Origin of the sequence: Microbacterium aquimaris, assembly GCF_039531285.1 — a bacterium.
In the GTDB taxonomy this organism is placed as follows: domain Bacteria; phylum Actinomycetota; class Actinomycetes; order Actinomycetales; family Microbacteriaceae; genus Microbacterium; species Microbacterium aquimaris.
This window is the reverse complement of the sequence record NZ_BAAAPT010000001.1, coordinates 860765-876942: the sequence shown is the minus strand read 5'-3', so window position 1 is coordinate 876942 and position 16178 is coordinate 860765. Positions and strand designations below refer to the sequence as shown.

General features: G+C 65.3%; 16 protein-coding genes and 1 pseudogene. 7 read left to right on the top strand and 10 right to left on the bottom strand.

All coding sequences use genetic code 11. From position 1 onward, the window contains the following. Nucleotides 1-71 precede the first annotated feature (71 nt). Both trxB and trxA read left to right on the top strand, forming a co-directional pair. Nucleotides 72-1100, top strand: a complete 1029-nt coding sequence (gene trxB, locus ABD204_RS04115) for a thioredoxin-disulfide reductase (RefSeq protein WP_194423403.1) — start codon at nt 72-74, stop codon at nt 1098-1100. A gap of 36 nt (nt 1101-1136) precedes the next feature. Beyond that, a pseudogene (gene trxA, locus ABD204_RS04110) lies at nt 1137-1445 on the top strand (thioredoxin); the annotation flags it as partial. Between the two features lie 46 nt (nt 1446-1491). Here the strand turns inward: trxA and ABD204_RS04105 are convergent. From ABD204_RS04105 to rpmH, 10 genes are all read right to left on the bottom strand, one after another. After that, nucleotides 1492-1833 carry a tryptophan synthase subunit alpha gene (locus tag ABD204_RS04105; RefSeq protein WP_194423401.1) on the bottom strand — a complete coding sequence of 114 codons (342 nt, stop codon included), beginning with the start codon at nt 1831-1833 and terminating at the stop codon, nt 1492-1494. Nucleotides 1834-1896: 63 nt separating this feature from the next. Next, nucleotides 1897-2922: a ParB/RepB/Spo0J family partition protein gene (locus ABD204_RS04100; protein ID WP_194423400.1), complete on the bottom strand. Its 1026-nt coding sequence runs from the start codon at nt 2920-2922 to the stop codon at nt 1897-1899. Beyond that, the gene (locus ABD204_RS04095; protein WP_194423399.1) at nt 2922-3860 is read right to left on the bottom strand and encodes a ParA family protein; all 939 of its coding nucleotides are present in this window, start codon (nt 3858-3860) and stop codon (nt 2922-2924) included. Before ABD204_RS04095 ends, ABD204_RS04100 begins: the two co-directional genes overlap by 1 nt. Before the next feature lie 1132 nt (nt 3861-4992). Further along, nucleotides 4993-5295, bottom strand: coding sequence for a GIY-YIG nuclease family protein (locus ABD204_RS04090; RefSeq protein WP_194423398.1), 303 nt, complete (start codon nt 5293-5295; stop codon nt 4993-4995). 322 nt (nt 5296-5617) lie between these two features. Further along, nucleotides 5618-6244 carry a 16S rRNA (guanine(527)-N(7))-methyltransferase RsmG gene (rsmG, locus tag ABD204_RS04085; protein ID WP_194423397.1) on the bottom strand — a complete coding sequence of 209 codons (627 nt, stop codon included), beginning with the start codon at nt 6242-6244 and terminating at the stop codon, nt 5618-5620. Between the two features lie 32 nt (nt 6245-6276). Then, nucleotides 6277-6792: a Jag family protein gene (locus ABD204_RS04080; protein ID WP_194423396.1), complete on the bottom strand. Its 516-nt coding sequence runs from the start codon at nt 6790-6792 to the stop codon at nt 6277-6279. A 23-nt stretch (nt 6793-6815) separates the two neighbouring features. Continuing rightward, the gene (yidC, locus tag ABD204_RS04075; protein WP_194423395.1) at nt 6816-7928 is read right to left on the bottom strand and encodes a membrane protein insertase YidC; all 1113 of its coding nucleotides are present in this window, start codon (nt 7926-7928) and stop codon (nt 6816-6818) included. A gap of 8 nt (nt 7929-7936) precedes the next feature. Then, complete coding sequence (gene yidD / locus ABD204_RS04070; protein WP_194423394.1) at nt 7937-8293, bottom strand: membrane protein insertion efficiency factor YidD; 357 nt, start codon at nt 8291-8293, stop codon at nt 7937-7939. Continuing rightward, nucleotides 8290-8625: a ribonuclease P protein component gene (gene rnpA, locus ABD204_RS04065; protein ID WP_194423393.1), complete on the bottom strand. Its 336-nt coding sequence runs from the start codon at nt 8623-8625 to the stop codon at nt 8290-8292. The genes yidD and rnpA overlap by 4 nt, the downstream gene beginning before the upstream one ends. A gap of 7 nt (nt 8626-8632) precedes the next feature. After that, nucleotides 8633-8770, bottom strand: a complete 138-nt coding sequence (gene rpmH, locus ABD204_RS04060) for a 50S ribosomal protein L34 (protein WP_194423392.1) — start codon at nt 8768-8770, stop codon at nt 8633-8635. Between the two features lie 300 nt (nt 8771-9070). Here rpmH and dnaA point away from each other — a divergent pair, with 300 nt between their 5' ends. The 5 genes from dnaA to gyrB all read left to right on the top strand — a co-directional run bounded on the left by dnaA (nt 9071) and on the right by gyrB (nt 16085). Next, nucleotides 9071-10519: a chromosomal replication initiator protein DnaA gene (gene dnaA, locus ABD204_RS04055; RefSeq protein ID WP_194423391.1), complete on the top strand. Its 1449-nt coding sequence runs from the start codon at nt 9071-9073 to the stop codon at nt 10517-10519. A gap of 509 nt (nt 10520-11028) precedes the next feature. Next, a complete protein-coding gene (gene dnaN, locus ABD204_RS04050) occupies nt 11029-12183 on the top strand; it encodes a DNA polymerase III subunit beta (protein ID WP_194424227.1) in 1155 nt (384 codons plus the stop codon). A 75-nt stretch (nt 12184-12258) separates the two neighbouring features. Further along, nucleotides 12259-13428 (top strand): DNA replication/repair protein RecF, encoded by a 1170-nt coding sequence (gene recF / locus ABD204_RS04045; protein WP_194423390.1) that lies wholly within the window; start codon nt 12259-12261, stop codon nt 13426-13428. Further along, nucleotides 13418-13912: a DciA family protein gene (locus ABD204_RS04040; protein ID WP_194423389.1), complete on the top strand. Its 495-nt coding sequence runs from the start codon at nt 13418-13420 to the stop codon at nt 13910-13912. Before recF ends, ABD204_RS04040 begins: the two co-directional genes overlap by 11 nt. A gap of 121 nt (nt 13913-14033) precedes the next feature. Further along, nucleotides 14034-16085 carry a DNA topoisomerase (ATP-hydrolyzing) subunit B gene (gene gyrB / locus ABD204_RS04035; RefSeq protein ID WP_194423388.1) on the top strand — a complete coding sequence of 684 codons (2052 nt, stop codon included), beginning with the start codon at nt 14034-14036 and terminating at the stop codon, nt 16083-16085. The last annotated feature ends 93 nt before the right edge of the window (nt 16086-16178 follow it).

Sequence of the window (16178 nt, the reverse complement as noted above, 5' to 3'; positions counted from 1 at the left end):
CGTTCACCTTCGGGGAATTCCGTGCCGTTACCATGTGTTGTCACTGCCGGCACCACAACGAAGGAGGCGCAGTGCGTCAGGTCATCATCATCGGCTCAGGTCCCGCGGGTTACACGGCGGCGATCTACGCCGCGCGGGCGAACCTCGAACCCATCGTCGTCGCCAGCTCGGTCGAAGCCGGTGGCGAACTCATGAACACCACCGAGGTCGAGAACTTCCCCGGCTTCCCCGAAGGCATCATGGGGCCCGACCTCATGGCGAAGATGCAGGAGCAGGCCGAGAAGTTCGGCGCGGAGGTCCTTTACGACGATGTCGTCGAGCTCGACATCGACGGCCCGGTCAAGAAGGTCACGCTCGGCAGCGGCAAGTCCTACGAGTCCAACGCGGTCGTCTTCGCGACCGGATCCGCACCGCGAAAGATCGGTATCGAAGGCGAGCAGCGGCTGTCGGGCCGCGGCGTTTCGTACTGCGCGACCTGCGACGGCTTCTTCTTCCGCGAGCGTGAGATCGCCGTCGTCGGCGGCGGCGACTCCGCGATCGAAGAGGCGACGTTCCTTACGAAGTTCGCCTCGAAGGTCTACGTGATCCACCGTCGCGACGAACTGCGCGCATCCAAGATCATGCAGGAGCGGGCGTTCAACAACGACAAGATCGAGTTCGTCTGGAACAGCCAAGTCGTCGATGTGCTGGGCGAGGACGCCGTCTCAGGTGTCGTCCTCGAAGACACCGTCGACGGCAGCCGTCGCGAACTCGCGCTCGAGGGCCTGTTCGTCGCGATCGGCCACAACCCCCGCACGCACCTCGTGCACGGAAAGCTCGATCTCACCGAGGCCGGGACGGTCTGGGTCGATGGGCGTTCGTCGCGCACGTCGGCGGCGGGTGTGTTCGCCGCCGGCGATGTCATCGACCCGACCTACCGCCAGGCCGTGACCGCCGCGGGAAGCGGAACGATTGCGGCCCTCGACGTCGAGCATTACCTCGCCGCGCTCGGCGAAGCCGGCGCCCCCGACGCCGACGCAGACCTCATCGAGAGCCGTCCGGGCGCCGATGACGAAGCGCCCCTGGAGACTGCGGAACAATCCGCGGCCGCGGCACGTTGATCCGATAGACGCAAGAATCCCTGAAGGAGAGTGGAAATGACCGCCAAGGCGACCACGTCGGCGACTTTTGAGCAGGATGTCCTGCAGGCCGACGGCCCCGTGCTCGTGGATTTCTGGGCGGAGTGGTGCGGCCCGTGTCGCATGGTCTCGCCCGTGCTCGACGAGATCCAGTCGGAGAACTCCGACAAGATCACCGTCCTCAAGCTCAACGTCGACGAGAACCCCGACCTCGCGATGAAGTACCAGATCACGTCGATTCCGGCGATGAAGGTCTTCCAGGGCGGCGAAGTGAAGTCGACCATCATCGGCGCCAAGCCGAAGTACGCCCTCGAGCAGGATCTGGCCGAGTTNGGGGGCTGGGCTTCTGTCTGGTCGGGCGGCTCTGTGGCCGTCAGGAGACATCCGCGTGAGCGGAGGCATCCCAGCGTCGATGCTTCTCTTCACCGAGCAGACGCCATACCGCTTTCGTCAGGGGCGGATAGTCCAGCGCGATCTGTCGGAGGACGCGGTAGTGCCGAGCCTGAGAGGGTCGCACCCCGCCGTTGGCGGCGATGTTCTCGGCGCGGAGCGTGAGGACGACGAGTTCGTCGACGGTGGGGAGGTCTTCCATGAAGTCCCAGGGGTCTTCACCACCGTGCAGTCGTTCGTCGACGAGAACAGACAACTCGTCCGCCGCCTCCGCGCGCAGCAGCTCCAGGCTGGCTCGCCGGGGGGTGTTCTCGTCGTGCGTCACCCATCCAGAGTACGCCGCACACCGGACATCGGCGCGGCGGGCTGGAGGTTGTGGAAACCCGGCCTACGAGGTCGAACCGAAGCCGTTCTCCCCGAGATCCTCGAGGATGCGGTTGAGGTCTTGAATGCTCGCGAAATCAATGCTGATCTGGCCTTTACGCATTCCGAGACTGACCTTGACGCGCGTATTGAGGCGGTCTCCCAGGCGCTCGGCCACCTCGTCGAGGTAGGCCTTGCGCGCGCCGGCCTGCGGCTTGACGGTCTTGCCGGCCCCGGGCCCTGTCGCCTTCGCCGCGGCTTCGGCGGCGCGCACCGAGAGGTCCTCGTTCACGATCTTGTCCGAGAGTTTCTGCATCGCCTCGGGGGAATCGAGCGACAGGATCGCGCGGGCGTGACCGGCGCTGAGCACACCCGCGGCGACGCGTTGCTGCACGGGTACGGGCAGCTTCAGCAGACGGATGGTGTTGCTGATCTGGGGACGCGAACGGCCGATCCGCGTCGCGAGTTCCTCCTGGGTGATGCCGAAATCGTCGAGCAACTGCTGGTAGGCGGATGCTTCTTCGAGCGGGTTCAGCTCGGAACGGTGGAGGTTCTCCAGGAGCGCGTCGCGGAGCAGATGCTCGTCGGCGGTCTCGCGGATGATCGCGGGCATCGACGTGAGCCCGGCCGCTCGTGCCGCACGTGTGCGGCGCTCACCCATGATCAGCTCATACTGGCCGTCACCGGTGTCGCGGACGACGACCGGCTGGAGCACACCGAACTCGCGCACGCTGTGGATGAGCTCGTCGAGGTCTTCCTGGTCGAAGTGCGTGCGTGGCTGCCGCGGGTTGGGGACGACCGTGTGCGGATCGACGTGCGCGAGTCGCGCGCCGGGAACGGCGACAAGTTCGGGGGAGTCCTCCGACGCTTCGGTGGCCCTGTCGGCGGCGTCGGGTGCGTCGATGTCGGATGCCTGGACCGATGACTCGGCCGTCCCCTTGTCTTCGGCGGCCGCCTTCGGGAAAAAGACGTCGGACGGACGATCCTCCGTCGCTTCGTTGGTGGGGATGAGGGCCCCGATACCCCGTCCGAGTCCCGTGCGCTTCGGCATCAGGGTGTCCCTTCGATCGTTACCGAACTGTCTTTGTCACGCCCGATGATCTCGACCGCGGCTTCGCGGTAGGCGATGGCCCCGGCAGACTGACCATCGTATGCGATGACGGTCTGTCCAAAGCTCGGCGCCTCGGAGACCCGCACCGATCGCGGAATCATCGTGTGGAGGACCTCCTCGGGGAAGTGCTCCCGCACCTCCTCGGCGACCTGCTGTGCCAGGCGGGTTCGCCCGTCGTACATGGTGAGCATAATCGTAGACAGGTGCAGCGTCGTATTCAGGTGCTTCTGAATCATCCGCACCGTCCCGAGCAACTGGCTGAGACCCTCCAGCGCGTAGTACTCGCACTGAATCGGGATCAGAAGTTCGTGTGCGGCGGTGAACGCGTTGATCGTCAGCAGGCCGAGAGATGGCGGGCAGTCGATGATCACGAAGTCGAGACGCTCGGTGAGCTCTGTCAGGTAGGTGTCGAGCGCCGTCTTCAGGCGGTGCTCGCGCGCGACCTGGGAGACCAGTTCGATCTCCGCGCCGGCAAGGTGGATGGTGCTCGGTGCACAGAGGAGGTTGGGCGACTCGGGGCTCGTTTGCACGATGTCTGCGATCGGGAAGTCGTCGATCAATACGTCATAGACGCTCGGGGTCTCGGAGTCGTGCGGGACACCGAGCGCGGTGGAAGCATTCCCTTGCGGGTCGAGGTCGATCACGAGGACACGTGCCCCCATGGAGGCCAGAGCCGCGGCGAGGTTCACCGTGCTGGTGGTCTTTCCGACGCCACCCTTCTGGTTCGACACCGTGATGACACGGGTTCGGCCGCTGAGCGAGATGTCGACTCCCTCGAGATTGCGTCGACGTGCAGAGAGGTCGGCGATCTCGCGGGCCAGGGGAGTGTCGTCGAACGAGAAAGGGGATTCCGCGGCCGATTCGTCGGGCTGTTTCACGTGAAACGCTCTCTCTTTCGCGTCCGTTCGAGCATCACTCCACTCTAACCCTCACCCCTGACGTCACCGACCCCACCCCACCCGCCGACCGAGTAGCGCGCGCAGTGCGCGTACCGAGATCCCCTGCCGCCCGGGTCTCGATACGCCGGCTTCGCCGCCTACTCGACCACCGCGGGAAGCTACGCGCCGATCGAGTAGCGCCCCTCGGGCGCGTACCGAGATCCGCCCACGTTTCACGTGAAACAACGCTCGCAGCGGGTGCCTACTCCGACCACTCCCCAGAGCTCCCGTCCGCCGATCGAGTAGCGCCCCGCGGGCGCGTAACGAGATACGTCCACGTTTCACGTGAAACGCCGCTCACAGCGCGCCGACTTCGCCGCCTACTCGACCACCGCGGGAAGCTACGCGTCGATCGAGTAGCGCCCCGCGGGCGCGTACCGAGATCCCCTGCCGCCCGGGTCTCGATACGCCGGCTTCGCCGCCTACTCGACCACCGGGATCCTCCAACGCCGATCGAGTAGCGCCCCGCGGGCGCGTACAGAGATCCGCCCACGTTTCACGTGAAACAACGCTCGCAGCGGGTGCCTACTCCGACCACTCGCCAAAGCTCCCGCCCGCCGATCGAGTAGCGCACGCAGTGCGCGTACCGAGATACCGCGTCGCAGCAGGTCTCGATACGCCGGCTTCGCCGCCTACTCGACCATCGGGATCCTCCGACGCCGATCGAGTAGCGCCCCTCGGGCGCGTACCGAGATCCGCCCACGTTTCACGTGAAACAACGCTCACCGCACGCCGCCTACTCCGACCACTCGCCAAAGCTCACTCCCGCCGACCGAGTAGCGCGCGCAGTGCGCGTACCGAGATACCCTGCCGGCCGGGTCTCGATACGCCGGCTTCGCCGCCTACTCGACCACCGGGATCCTCCGACGCCGATCGAGTAGCGCCCCTCGGGCGCGTACCGAGATCCACCCGCCGGCGGGGTGCCGACACCCATCCGCCCGCCCCGCCCCGTCCCGGGCGTGAGAACCCTCCGGTGTCCCTCGACGCCGGCGTTTCACGTGAAACACGAGCCGCTCGCACTGACGGTCTCGCTCACGACAGCGAGAGCCGGGCCACCCATTGCGCGTAGGCGTCAGCCGCTCTCCTCACGAGGAGCCCGGCTCGGCTTCTTGCTCAGGGGTCGCAGGGCATGAGTGTCGCCCGCTATCAGCGCGATCCGCTTCGCACGGCCCCACCCTTGCACCTGCTTCTCGCGCTGGAAGGCTTCATCAATGCGCTCGTACTCCTCGAAGTAGACGAGGCGCACCGGTCTGCGCCTGAAGGTGTACTCGGCGCCCTCCCCGTAATTGTGCTGGGCGGCCCGGAAGTCCAGATCACGGGTACTGCCCACGTAGAACGAGCGATCGGCACACTCCAAGATGTACATGTACGGCATCCCCTCAGCGTCTCGCGCCGATCCGAGTCGCACGCTGCGATCGCCCCGGTAGTGGATTGATGCCATGGCGTCGCGCCTGGGGAGGAGCGTACTCACTTGGCTGCGGTAGAGGAGCCGGCTGTGGTGTTTCGATACGCGTGGCGGTGGGGATCTCGATACGCCCGCAGTGCGGGCTACTCGATCGGCGGGGCTGTGCCGGTGTGTCGCGACCGGCAGGGGTGGGGATCTCGATACACGCCCCGCGGGCGCTACTCGATCGTCAGGGTTTTAGGGGGACGAGGCGCACGGTGCGAGCGACTCGATCGGCGCGGGGGAGGGGGAGTCAGCGGGAGACTGTCGCTCGGAGCACCCTTGTCGGCTCGGAGATGACGCCATCCCCGACCAGCTCCACGCGCACGTGCGTCAGCTTGAATTTGCGGATCTGCTTCTCCGCCGCGGAGATCTCCTTGGGGGCGTTCGACCCCTTCAACAAGATCAGCTCGCCGCCGTCGCGAACCAGGGGAGCGGTCAACGGGATCAACGTTCGGAACGCACTCACCGCACGCGCCGTCACCTGATCCAACACCGCTCCTTCAGACCAATCCTCCGACCGAGCACGCACCACCTCGACGTTGTCGAGCCCGAGCGCATCCACCTGCTCGTTCAACCACACACACCGTCGTTCCATCGGCTCGATCAGAACCCACCGGACATCCGGGCGCGCAATAGCCAGAACCAGACCCGGAAGGCCCGCACCCGACCCGACATCTCCTACACGACCCGAGAACAGGGGAGCAGCCACGACACTGTTGAGGATGTGACGCGTCCACAATCGAGGAAGTTCGAGCGGGCCGATCAACCCACGCTCTTCCCCATGCTGCGCCAGTGCGCGCGTGAAGCGTCGCGCAAGATCGATACGGTCACCGAACAGTTCGGCGGCAACGGCCGGTTCGGCCTCGAGTTCAGTCATGCGTGTTTCACGTGAAACGGGAGAGAACGCACTCAGTGGCGGCGGATCACGGTGTGGCGGTCTGCGCCCTCACCGTACGACTCGGACGTGAGGCCCCGCTCCGCGACGATGTCATGAACGAGCTTGCGCTCGTAGCTCGACATCGGGGGGAGCGACGCCTGCGAAGCGCCGTCATCCAGCCGCGCGATCGCACGGTCGACGAGGTTTGCGAGCTCAGTCTGACGAGCGTCACGCGACCCGCCGATATCCAAGATCAGACGTGAGAAGCGCCCGGTCTTGTTCTGCACGGCGATGCGGGTCAGCTCCTGGAGCGCCTGAACCGTGTCCGGCGCGGAGATCACGCGCACAGACTCATCGTCCTCCGCCTCGACCGACAGGTACGCGCGGCCGGCTCGGACGTCGAGTCCCAGATCACCGTCGATGTCGGCGATGTCGAGGAGCTCCTCGATGAAGTCCGCGGCGACGTCACCTTCTTGTTCAAGCTCCTCGACCGTCGCGGGGGTGCGGTCGGGCGCGGACGTCGTTGCCGTGTCGGAGTTGCTACTCATCATTCCTCAGTGGTCGATGCGGGTCAGGACTTCGGGTTTCCGGATGGCCCGGTGCCACCCGACGACCCGGACTGCTTCTGGGCCTGCTTCTTCGCTCGCTGCTTGCCCACCGGCTGCTGGCGCTTGGGCTGCGTGGCCTTCGCCCGCTCCGCCTCTTCGAGGAGACGCTGCTGTTCCGCTTCGTACTTCTCCATCGTGACGACCTTGCCCGACGAGTCGATCGCCTTGCCCTTGCGAGCCAGACGCTCTTCGCGAGCCTTCGCCGCATCCGAACCCGGAGTGGGCATTTCACGGATGACGAGGAACTGCTGACCCATGGTCCACAGGTTGGACACGAACCAGTAGATGACCACACCCAGCGGGAAGAAGACACCCGAGAACACGAAGGCGAACGGCAGAACGTACAGCATGATCTTCTGCATCTGGTACGCCTGGCCGGTCTTGGCCTCGGGGGAGAGGTTCTTCGAGATGATCTGCAACTGCGTGAAGAACTGCGACGCGATCATCAGAACCACGAGCGTCACCAGGGTCATGATCGCCGTGACGTTGCCGGCGTTGATCGCGTCGATCAGGGTCTCGTGCAACGAGACGGTGCCGAACAGATTGGCGTCGTAGAACTCCTGGGTCAGCTCTGTGTTCAGCAGTCCGACACCACTGAAGTTCGGGTCGTCCCCGATCTTCTGCACATCGTTCAGCACGCTGAACAGCGCGAAGAACACGGGCATCTGCACCAGGAGCGGCAAACAGCTCGACACGGGCGTCGTACCGTGCTTCTTGTACAACGCCATCGTTTCGCGACTCATCGCCTCACGAGAGAGCTGATCGCGCTTGCCCTTGTACTTCTCCTGGACTTTCCGCAGTTCAGGAGCGATTTCCATCATCTTGCGCTGGCTCTTGATCTGCCGCACGAACAGCGGGATCATCGCCGATCGGACAACGATCACCAGTCCGACGATCGACAAGACCCACGTGAACCCGTCCGCCGGCGGCATGCCGACCGCGGTGAACAGAGCGTGCCAACCGACGAGCACGAGCTCGACCAGCCATTTGAGGGGCCACAGGATGGTTCCGATCAGATCGAAACCACCGCCGCCCGAAGAATCGGTCGCCGATGCAGCGAAGCTCAGAAGATCCATGCGCGGGATCAGTCCTTTCCGGTGGAGCCAGGAACGACGAAACCCCGCGGGGTGATGTCGTGACGGAAGTTCTCGCGAAGCGGCACGTCATCGACGCCGCCCTTCGCCCAGGGGTTGCACCGTACAAGGCGCACGGCGGTCATCGCACTCCCGACGACGGCGCCGTACTGCTGCACGGCCGCCACCGAATAGGCGGTGCACGAGGGGTAGTACTTGCACACGTCACCGTATGTATGCGAGATGGTCGCCCGGTAACCATGCAGCAACGCCAACGCGGCGTTCCGGGGGAGAAGAGGTATCGCCCGGAGTGAACCGGATGCGGTCAGGTGCCCGTCGCCGATGGCATATGAAGGAAGAACGCTCACGCAGCCCGCCTCGCCAGACACCGCGTGACCTCGTCGCGCAACTGGAAGAAGTCGGCGGTGGCCGACCCCGGGAGTGCACGGATGACGACATCCGCACCGGGGCGCACATCGGTCAACGCCTCCGCGCAGACGGCCTTCAGCCGTCGCCGCACGGTGTTGCGGACGACGGCGGAACCGACTTGCTTGCTCACGATGAAACCGAAACGTGCGGCGCGATCGTCACTCGAGTGGGTCACGTACGTGATCGAGTTCGCTCCGGCACACCGCGCACCCCGGCGGACGACGGCCTTGTATTCCGCTCCGCGGGTCAGTCGGTTCTGCCTCGCGAGCACCGTGTGATCAGGCCGAGAGAGCGTCGCGACCCTTGGCGCGACGAGCCGAGAGGATGGAACGGCCGGCGCGGGTGCGCATACGGGCGCGGAAGCCGTGCTTCTTGGCGCGACGACGGTTGTTGGGCTGGAAAGTGCGCTTGCTCATGAGATCTCTTCCGGATCGGGTGTCCTCGGGACGCTCTTCCGGGGACGGGGTACAGGACTGCCACAAGGGCATAAGTCAACTGAGTAAGGATACGTCGACAGCGGGCAGGACTCAAACCTGCGCGCCGGAGGCGACATTATCCACAAAGGCTGGGAGCCCGCTGGTCAGGACACGCGGCCCGGAACTACAGTGGAGTTTGCTCGCAGCTCTGCCGCTGGCTAGCGTGGCACGGTCAGTTATCCACAGGTTGCGCGGGTGTCATCTCGCGGGCGCGAAACACCTACTTTCCCCGGGAGCTTCATGTCGCAGCACGAGATTCCAGATGTCCCCATCTGGGGACGTGTTCTGGAGGCCCTCGCTGTCGATGATCGGGTCACGCCCCAGCTACGAGGCTTTCTGAATCTGGCCGTTCCTCAGGGTGTGATGGGCGGGACGCTCTACCTCGACGTCCCCAACGACCTCACCGCCGCCCAGCTCAACAAGCGACTGCGCGCCCCCATCATGGAGGCCCTCGCCCACGTCGAACAAGACCCCGCCTACGACCCGCCGGCGGCGACCTTCCGCGTCGTGGTCAATCCCGACATCGTGGACGCGCACCTGACGGCCCCGGTCCCGATCCAGGAGCTGAACGTCCCCGCGCCGGCGGTGACCCCGGTGCCCACCGCGCGGCAGGTCTTCGAAGAGCAGGCGCCAGCGCCCTCCGGCGGCACATCGCGCGACGACACCCGGCTGAACCCGAAGTACACCTTCGACAACTTCGTCATCGGCCAATCCAACCGGTTCGCCCACGCGGCCGCGGTCGCCGTCGCCGAAGCGCCCGCGAAGGCCTACAACCCGCTGTTCATCTACGGCGACTCCGGCCTCGGCAAGACCCACCTGCTCCACGCCATCGGTGACTATGCGATGAGCCTGTATTCCGGCATCCGGGTGCGGTATGTCTCGAGCGAAGAGTTCACGAACGACTTCATCAACTCGATCGCCAACAACCGCGGTTCGGCTTTCCAGGCGCGCTATCGCGACGTCGACATCCTGCTGATCGATGACATCCAGTTCCTCCAGGGTCGTGCCGAAACGCAGGAGGCGTTCTTCCACACCTTCAACACGCTCCACGATCACGACAAGCAGGTCGTCATCACCAGCGATGTGCCGCCGAAACACCTGACCGGCTTCGAAGACCGGATGCGCTCGCGCTTCGAGTGGGGACTGATCACCGATGTGCAGGCACCCGACCTGGAAACCCGCATCGCGATCCTCCGCAAGAAGGCACAGAGCGAGCGGCTTCACATCCCCGACGAGGTGCTCGAGTACATCGCGACGGTCGTCTCGTCGAACATCCGCGAACTCGAAGGCGCCCTGATCCGCGTGTCGGCGTTCGCCAGCCTGAACCGGTCGAACCTCGACATGTCGCTCGCTCAGACCGTCCTGCGCGACATCGTCGACCAGGACGACGCGAACGTCATCTCGCCGACCGACATCATCCAGGCGACCGCACAGTACTTCAAGCTCACCGTCGACGACCTGTACGGCTCGAGCCGCTCGCAGGCGGTGGCGATCGCCCGACAGATCGCCATGTACCTGTGTCGCGAACGCACGAACCTCTCGCTCCCCAAGATCGGGCAGCTGTTCGGCAATCGCGACCACACAACGGTCATGTACGCGTATAAGAAGATCAGCGACCTCATGAAGGAGCGTCGCTCCATCTACAACCAGGTGACCGAGATCACCGCTCAGCTCGGCCGCACCCGCTGAGCGAGCCCCTCCAGCTCGATTCACCGCCCGTCGCGCGCGGATTCCGGTATGCCCGCCGCCCGCGACGCGCCCGCATGCATTCGCACTTGACAGCGAACGCATAGAGACGCGATCATGTGCGTTCTTCACAGTGTGGACAACCTGTGGATAACTGGGGATGCATCGCCTCGACATGTGAACGAAACGGCATCCGCCTGTGGAAGACGACATGAACGTGTTCGTCGCCTGGGAACGGAATTCCGCATGATTCCGCATCGCTTCCACATCTCACACGTCTGTAGTTCCCTAGAACGCACTGGGATCCACCGAGTTATCCACAGTTTCCACAGTTGTTAACAAGATGAAGAACAAGAACTTAAGCAGAGGTCGATTCGATGACCTTGCCTGTGGGAAGACCCCAGCCGGTCGGTGAACGAACCCGGATGCCTCTCCGAGCCGGTCCGGCACTAGCATGGGCCGGACAGGGCAGTAGCATGAGTAACCCCATGCCCGAAGTCGAGGGAGCGTACGTGAGATTCCAGGTCAATCGCGATGTCTTCAGCGAAGCCGTCTCATTCGTCGTAAAGCTCCTTCCGCAGCGCAACCCGCAACCGATCCTCGCGGGCGTGCTCATCGAAGCTTCTGAGACCGGCTTGTCGCTGTCGGCATTCGACTACGAAGCATCCGCTCGGACCACGATCGATGCGACGGTCGACGAGCCGGGGACGATCCTCGTCCACGGCCGGCTGCTGTCGGACATCGCCAGCCGGCTCCCCAACGCGCCGATCCAGATCACCAAAGACCCCGAGGACGGTGTCGTCCTGACATGCGGCTCGGCACGCTTCACCCTCTCGTCGATGCCCGTCGAGGAGTATCCCGCGATCCCCGAGGTCTCGGGTGAGTCCGGTCTCGTGCCCGGTGAGGACTTCGCCACGGCCATCGCCCAGGTGGCGTTCGCGGCCTCGCGAGATGACGTCACCCCCGTCCTCACCGGCGTCCAGCTCGAGGTCAACGGCAACCGTCTCAGTCTGGTCGCCACCGACCGCTACCGCGTCGCGTTGCGCGAGATCCCCTGGGACGGCGGTTCCGGTGCATCCGACGAATCGACGACCGCGCTGGTTCCGGCACGAACGCTGACCGAGGTCGGCAAGACCTTCGCGCACTCGGGTGACATCTCCATCGCGTTCTCCGGCAGCGGCGACCGCGAGATCATCGCGTTCACCGCGGGCAACAAGACGGTCACGTCGCTGCTGATCAAGGGGAACTTCCCACCCGTGCGGCGTCTGTTCCCCGAGCAGAACGACCACCACGCCGTCGTGAACACCGCCGACCTCGCCGAAGCCGTCCGCCGTGTGGCCCTCGTACTCGACCGGTCGGCGCCGTTGCGGTTCACCTTCACGGCGGAGACCGTGTCGATGGATGCTTCGGGCACCGAGCAGGCGCGGGCGACGGAATCGGTGGATTCCACCCTCTCCGGCGGTGACGATGTGACCCTGGGCCTGAACCCGCAGTACCTTCTGGAGTCGCTCGGTGCGGTGCGCAGCGAGTTCGCGCGAGTGACCTTCACCTCCAGCGAGAACGCCAACAAGCTCAGCCCGGTCCTGATCACCCCGCAGACGTCGGTCGACAAGGGCGGCGAAGACTCGTTCAAGTACCTGCTCCAGCCCAATCTGCTGTTGCGCTGAGTCCGAGCGGCGCGGCGCCACGACATCCAGGAGCGATCAATCGGTGACGTCCGAGGCGATCATTAGGCTGTTCCGGTGATCGTGGAGCAGCTCTCACTCGTCGACTTCCGCAACTATGCGGCTGCCGACGTGTCGTTGCACCCCGGACCGAACGTGTTCGTGGGCCGGAACGGGCAGGGGAAGACGAATCTGGCCGAGGCGATCGCCTATTTCGCCACCCTCGGCTCGCATCGGGTTTCTCAGGATGCCCCGATGGTCCGCGAAGGAAAAGATGCCGCGTTCATCCGGACCCGACTGGGGCACGGCGAGCGTCGCGTCACCCTCGAGATCCAGCTCAACAAGCAGGGGTCGAACAAAGCCCGTGTCAACGGTGCCCCCGTCAAGACGGCGGAGCTGCCGCGCTACGCGCAGGTGGTGCTGTTCGCTCCGGAAGACCTCCAGATCGTGCGGGGGGATCCGTCTGCACGTCGCCGTTTCTCCGACCAGCTGCTGATCCAGCGCGCCCCGCGGATGGCGTCGGTCCTGCAGGACTACGACCGGGTGCTCAAACAGCGCAATGCGCTGCTGAAGTCGGCACGTGCGCGAGGGGTGAGAGGCGACGGACTGTCCACGCTGGATGTATGGGACGACAAACTCGTCACACTCGGTTCCCAGGTCATCGAGGCACGGCTGCGTCTCGCGGATGATCTCACCCAGCCGCTCACCGACGCCTACACGGCCATCGCCGGAGCCGATCACCAGCCCGGTCTGCACTGGGCGATGTCGGTGGCCGGCGCTGATCCGGAAGAGGACGACGCGGGCGCGGAAGGAGAGAGGTCGGCCACTCCGATCCACGATCAGTTCCGGGCGGCGCTGGCCGCTCGGCGGGCATCCGAGCTCGAGCGCGGGGTGACCCTGGTGGGACCGCATCGCGACGACCTCGTACTGAAGGTGCGGGGACTGCCGGTGAAGGGCTACGCCTCCCACGGCGAGTCCTGGTCGGTCGCTCTGTCGTTGCGCCTTGCTTCCGCCGAGCTGCTGCGCGCCGAGTCGTTGCTGGGCGACCCGGTCCTCATCCTCGACGACGTCTTCGCCGAACTCGACACGGACCGGCGCGTGCGGCTGGCCGATGTCGCTCAGGGGTACGAGCAGGTGGTGGTCACCGCCGCCGTCGAGCAGGACGTGCCGGCACCCCTGCGCACCCAGGTGGTGCGGGTCGATTCGGGGCGCATCCTCCCCGAGGCCCCGGAGGCGAATGATGGATGACACCCCCGAGCAGGTTCCCGAGACCGTTGCGACCTACCTTCGGTTGCGCGGGCTGAAGCCCTCCTCGAAATCGTGGCGTCGTCGTCGACGCGTGCGGACGGACGACGAGAACCAGCCCTTCACCGCCGGTCGCGATCCGCGGGGTGTGGGAGACGTGTTGACGGAGCTGACCAGACAGGCCGGGTGGGAGGGTCAACTCGCCCGCGAAGACGTCGTCCGGACCTGGGCGGAAGTGGCCGGGGCCGACACCGCCGAGCGCACCCGCCCGGTGTCGTTCCACGAGGGGACCCTCACGATCCAGGCCGATTCGACGGCCTGGGCCAAGCAGCTCCAACTCATGCGTTCGCAGATCCTCACCGAGATCGTCCGCCGATACCCCGAGGCCGGCGTCGTGGCGGTGCGATTCATCGGCCCCGACGTCCCCTCTTGGAAATGGGGCACCAGAGCCGTTCCAGGCCGCGGCCCTCGCGATACCTACGGATAAGCCACGTCCCGCAATGTCGGCCACGATTTCATCGCGCCACAGGGCCGCAGAAGCGGTCTGAGGGGGCCGGAGTTGATAGAGTGGGAAGGATCCGGCCGACAGATGTGGAGCGCCCTCACCCATGACGTCCCAGAACCCCGACAGCGTTCCCGAGGAACCGGCGGAAGACGCCGCGACGACCCCCACCGGGAAACCCAACGAATACGGGGCGGACGCCATCCAGGTGCTCGAAGGCCTGGAGGCGGTGCGCAAGCGTCCCGGCATGTACATCGGTTCGACGGGGGAGCGCGGTCTGCACCACCTGGTGTACGAGATCGTCGACAACTCCGTCGATGAAGCCCTCGCCGGATACTGCGACACCATCCAGGTGACGATCCTCGAAGACGGCGCGGTCCGCGTGGTCGACAACGGTCGAGGCATCCCGGTCGACATGCACCGCACCGAAGGAAAGTCGACCGTCGAGGTCGTCCTCACGGTGTTGCACGCGGGCGGCAAGTTCGGCGGCGGCGGGTACGCCGTCTCAGGAGGCCTGCACGGCGTCGGTTCTTCGGTGGTCAACGCCCTGTCGAACCGCCTCGAGGTCGAGGTGCACCGACAGGGGTCGGTCTGGCGGCAGTCCTACCGGGACGGTGGTCACGCGGTCGCCCCGCTGGCGAAGGGTGAGGACAGCGAGCTGACCGGAACGACCATCACGTTCTGGCCGGACCCGGAGATCTTCGACACGGTCGAGTTCGACTACGACACGTTGCGCACGCGCTTCCAGCAGATGGCGTTCTTGAACAAGGGGCTGCGGATCGACCTCCGCGACGAGCGTCCGCAGGCGTACGTCGAAGACGTCGAGCCGAGCAACGGCACCGAGACGCCCGACGCCCGTCACGACAGCTTCTTCTACGAGCGCGGCCTGGTCGACTACGTCGAGTACCTCAACAAAGTGCGCCACGCCGAGGTGGTCAACGACGAGATCATCGAGGTCGAGTCCGAGGACACCGATCGCAGCATCGCCATGGAGATGGCCATGCAGTGGACGACGAGCTACAGCGAGAACGTCTTCACCTTCGCCAACACGATCAACACGCACGAGGGCGGAACCCACGAAGAGGGCTTCCGGTCGGCTCTGACCGCGTTGGTCAACCGGTACGCACGCGCGCAGAATCTCCTCAAGGAAAAGGACGACAACCTCACCGGCGAGGACATCCGCGAGGGACTGACCGCGGTCATCTCCGTGAAGCTGTCGGAGCCGCAGTTCGAGGGCCAGACCAAGACGAAGCTCGGCAACACCGAAGCCCGTGCGTTCGTGCAGAAGGTGGTCGGCGACCAGCTCGGCGACTGGTTCGACCGCAACCCGCAGCAGGCCAAGAACATCATCCGGAAGGCGATCGACGCCGCCAGCGCCCGCATGGCCGCGAGGAAGGCCCGCGAGACCGCACGACGCAAGAGCGTCTTCGAGTCCGCCGCGATGCCGGACAAGCTCAAGGACTGCACGAGTAAGGACCCGTCGATCAGCGAGATCTTCCTCGTCGAGGGGGACTCCGCCGGCGGTTCGGCGGTGCAGGGACGCGACCCGCACACCCAGGCGATCCTGGCGTTGCGCGGCAAGATCCTCAACGTCGAGCGCGCTCGTCTGGACAAGGCGCTGTCGAACAAGGAAGTCCAGGCGATGATCCAGGCCTTCGGTTCGGGTATCGGTGAGGACTTCGACATCACCAAGGCGCGGTACCACAAGATCGTGTTGATGGCCGATGCCGATGTCGACGGCCAGCACATCACGACCCTGCTCCTGACGCTGCTGTTCCGCTACATGCGCGGCCTCATCGAGGCCGGCTTCGTCTACCTGGCGCAGCCGCCGCTGTACCGCCTGAAGTGGTCGAATGCGCCCCACGAGTACGTCTTCAGCGACCGGGAGCGCGATGCGCTGCTGGCCGACGGCGTCGCCGGCGGGAAGCGGATCCCGAAAGACAGCGGGGTGCAGCGCTACAAGGGTCTCGGTGAGATGAACGCCAAGGAACTGTGGGAGACGACGATGGATGTCACGACCCGCACCCTGAAGCAGGTGACGATCGACGACGCCGCCGCGGCCGACGAGATCTTCTCCGTGCTCATGGGAGAAGACGTCGAATCGCGCCGCGGGTTCATCCAGCGCAATGCCAAAGACGTCAGGTTCCTCGACATCTGAACAACAGGTCGTGGGCGTTTCGTCTCGCTTCGCTCGCTCAACGACCAAGCCTTCGCAGGGGGCTTCCTTCCGGGAGCTGAGCGGAGTGCGAAG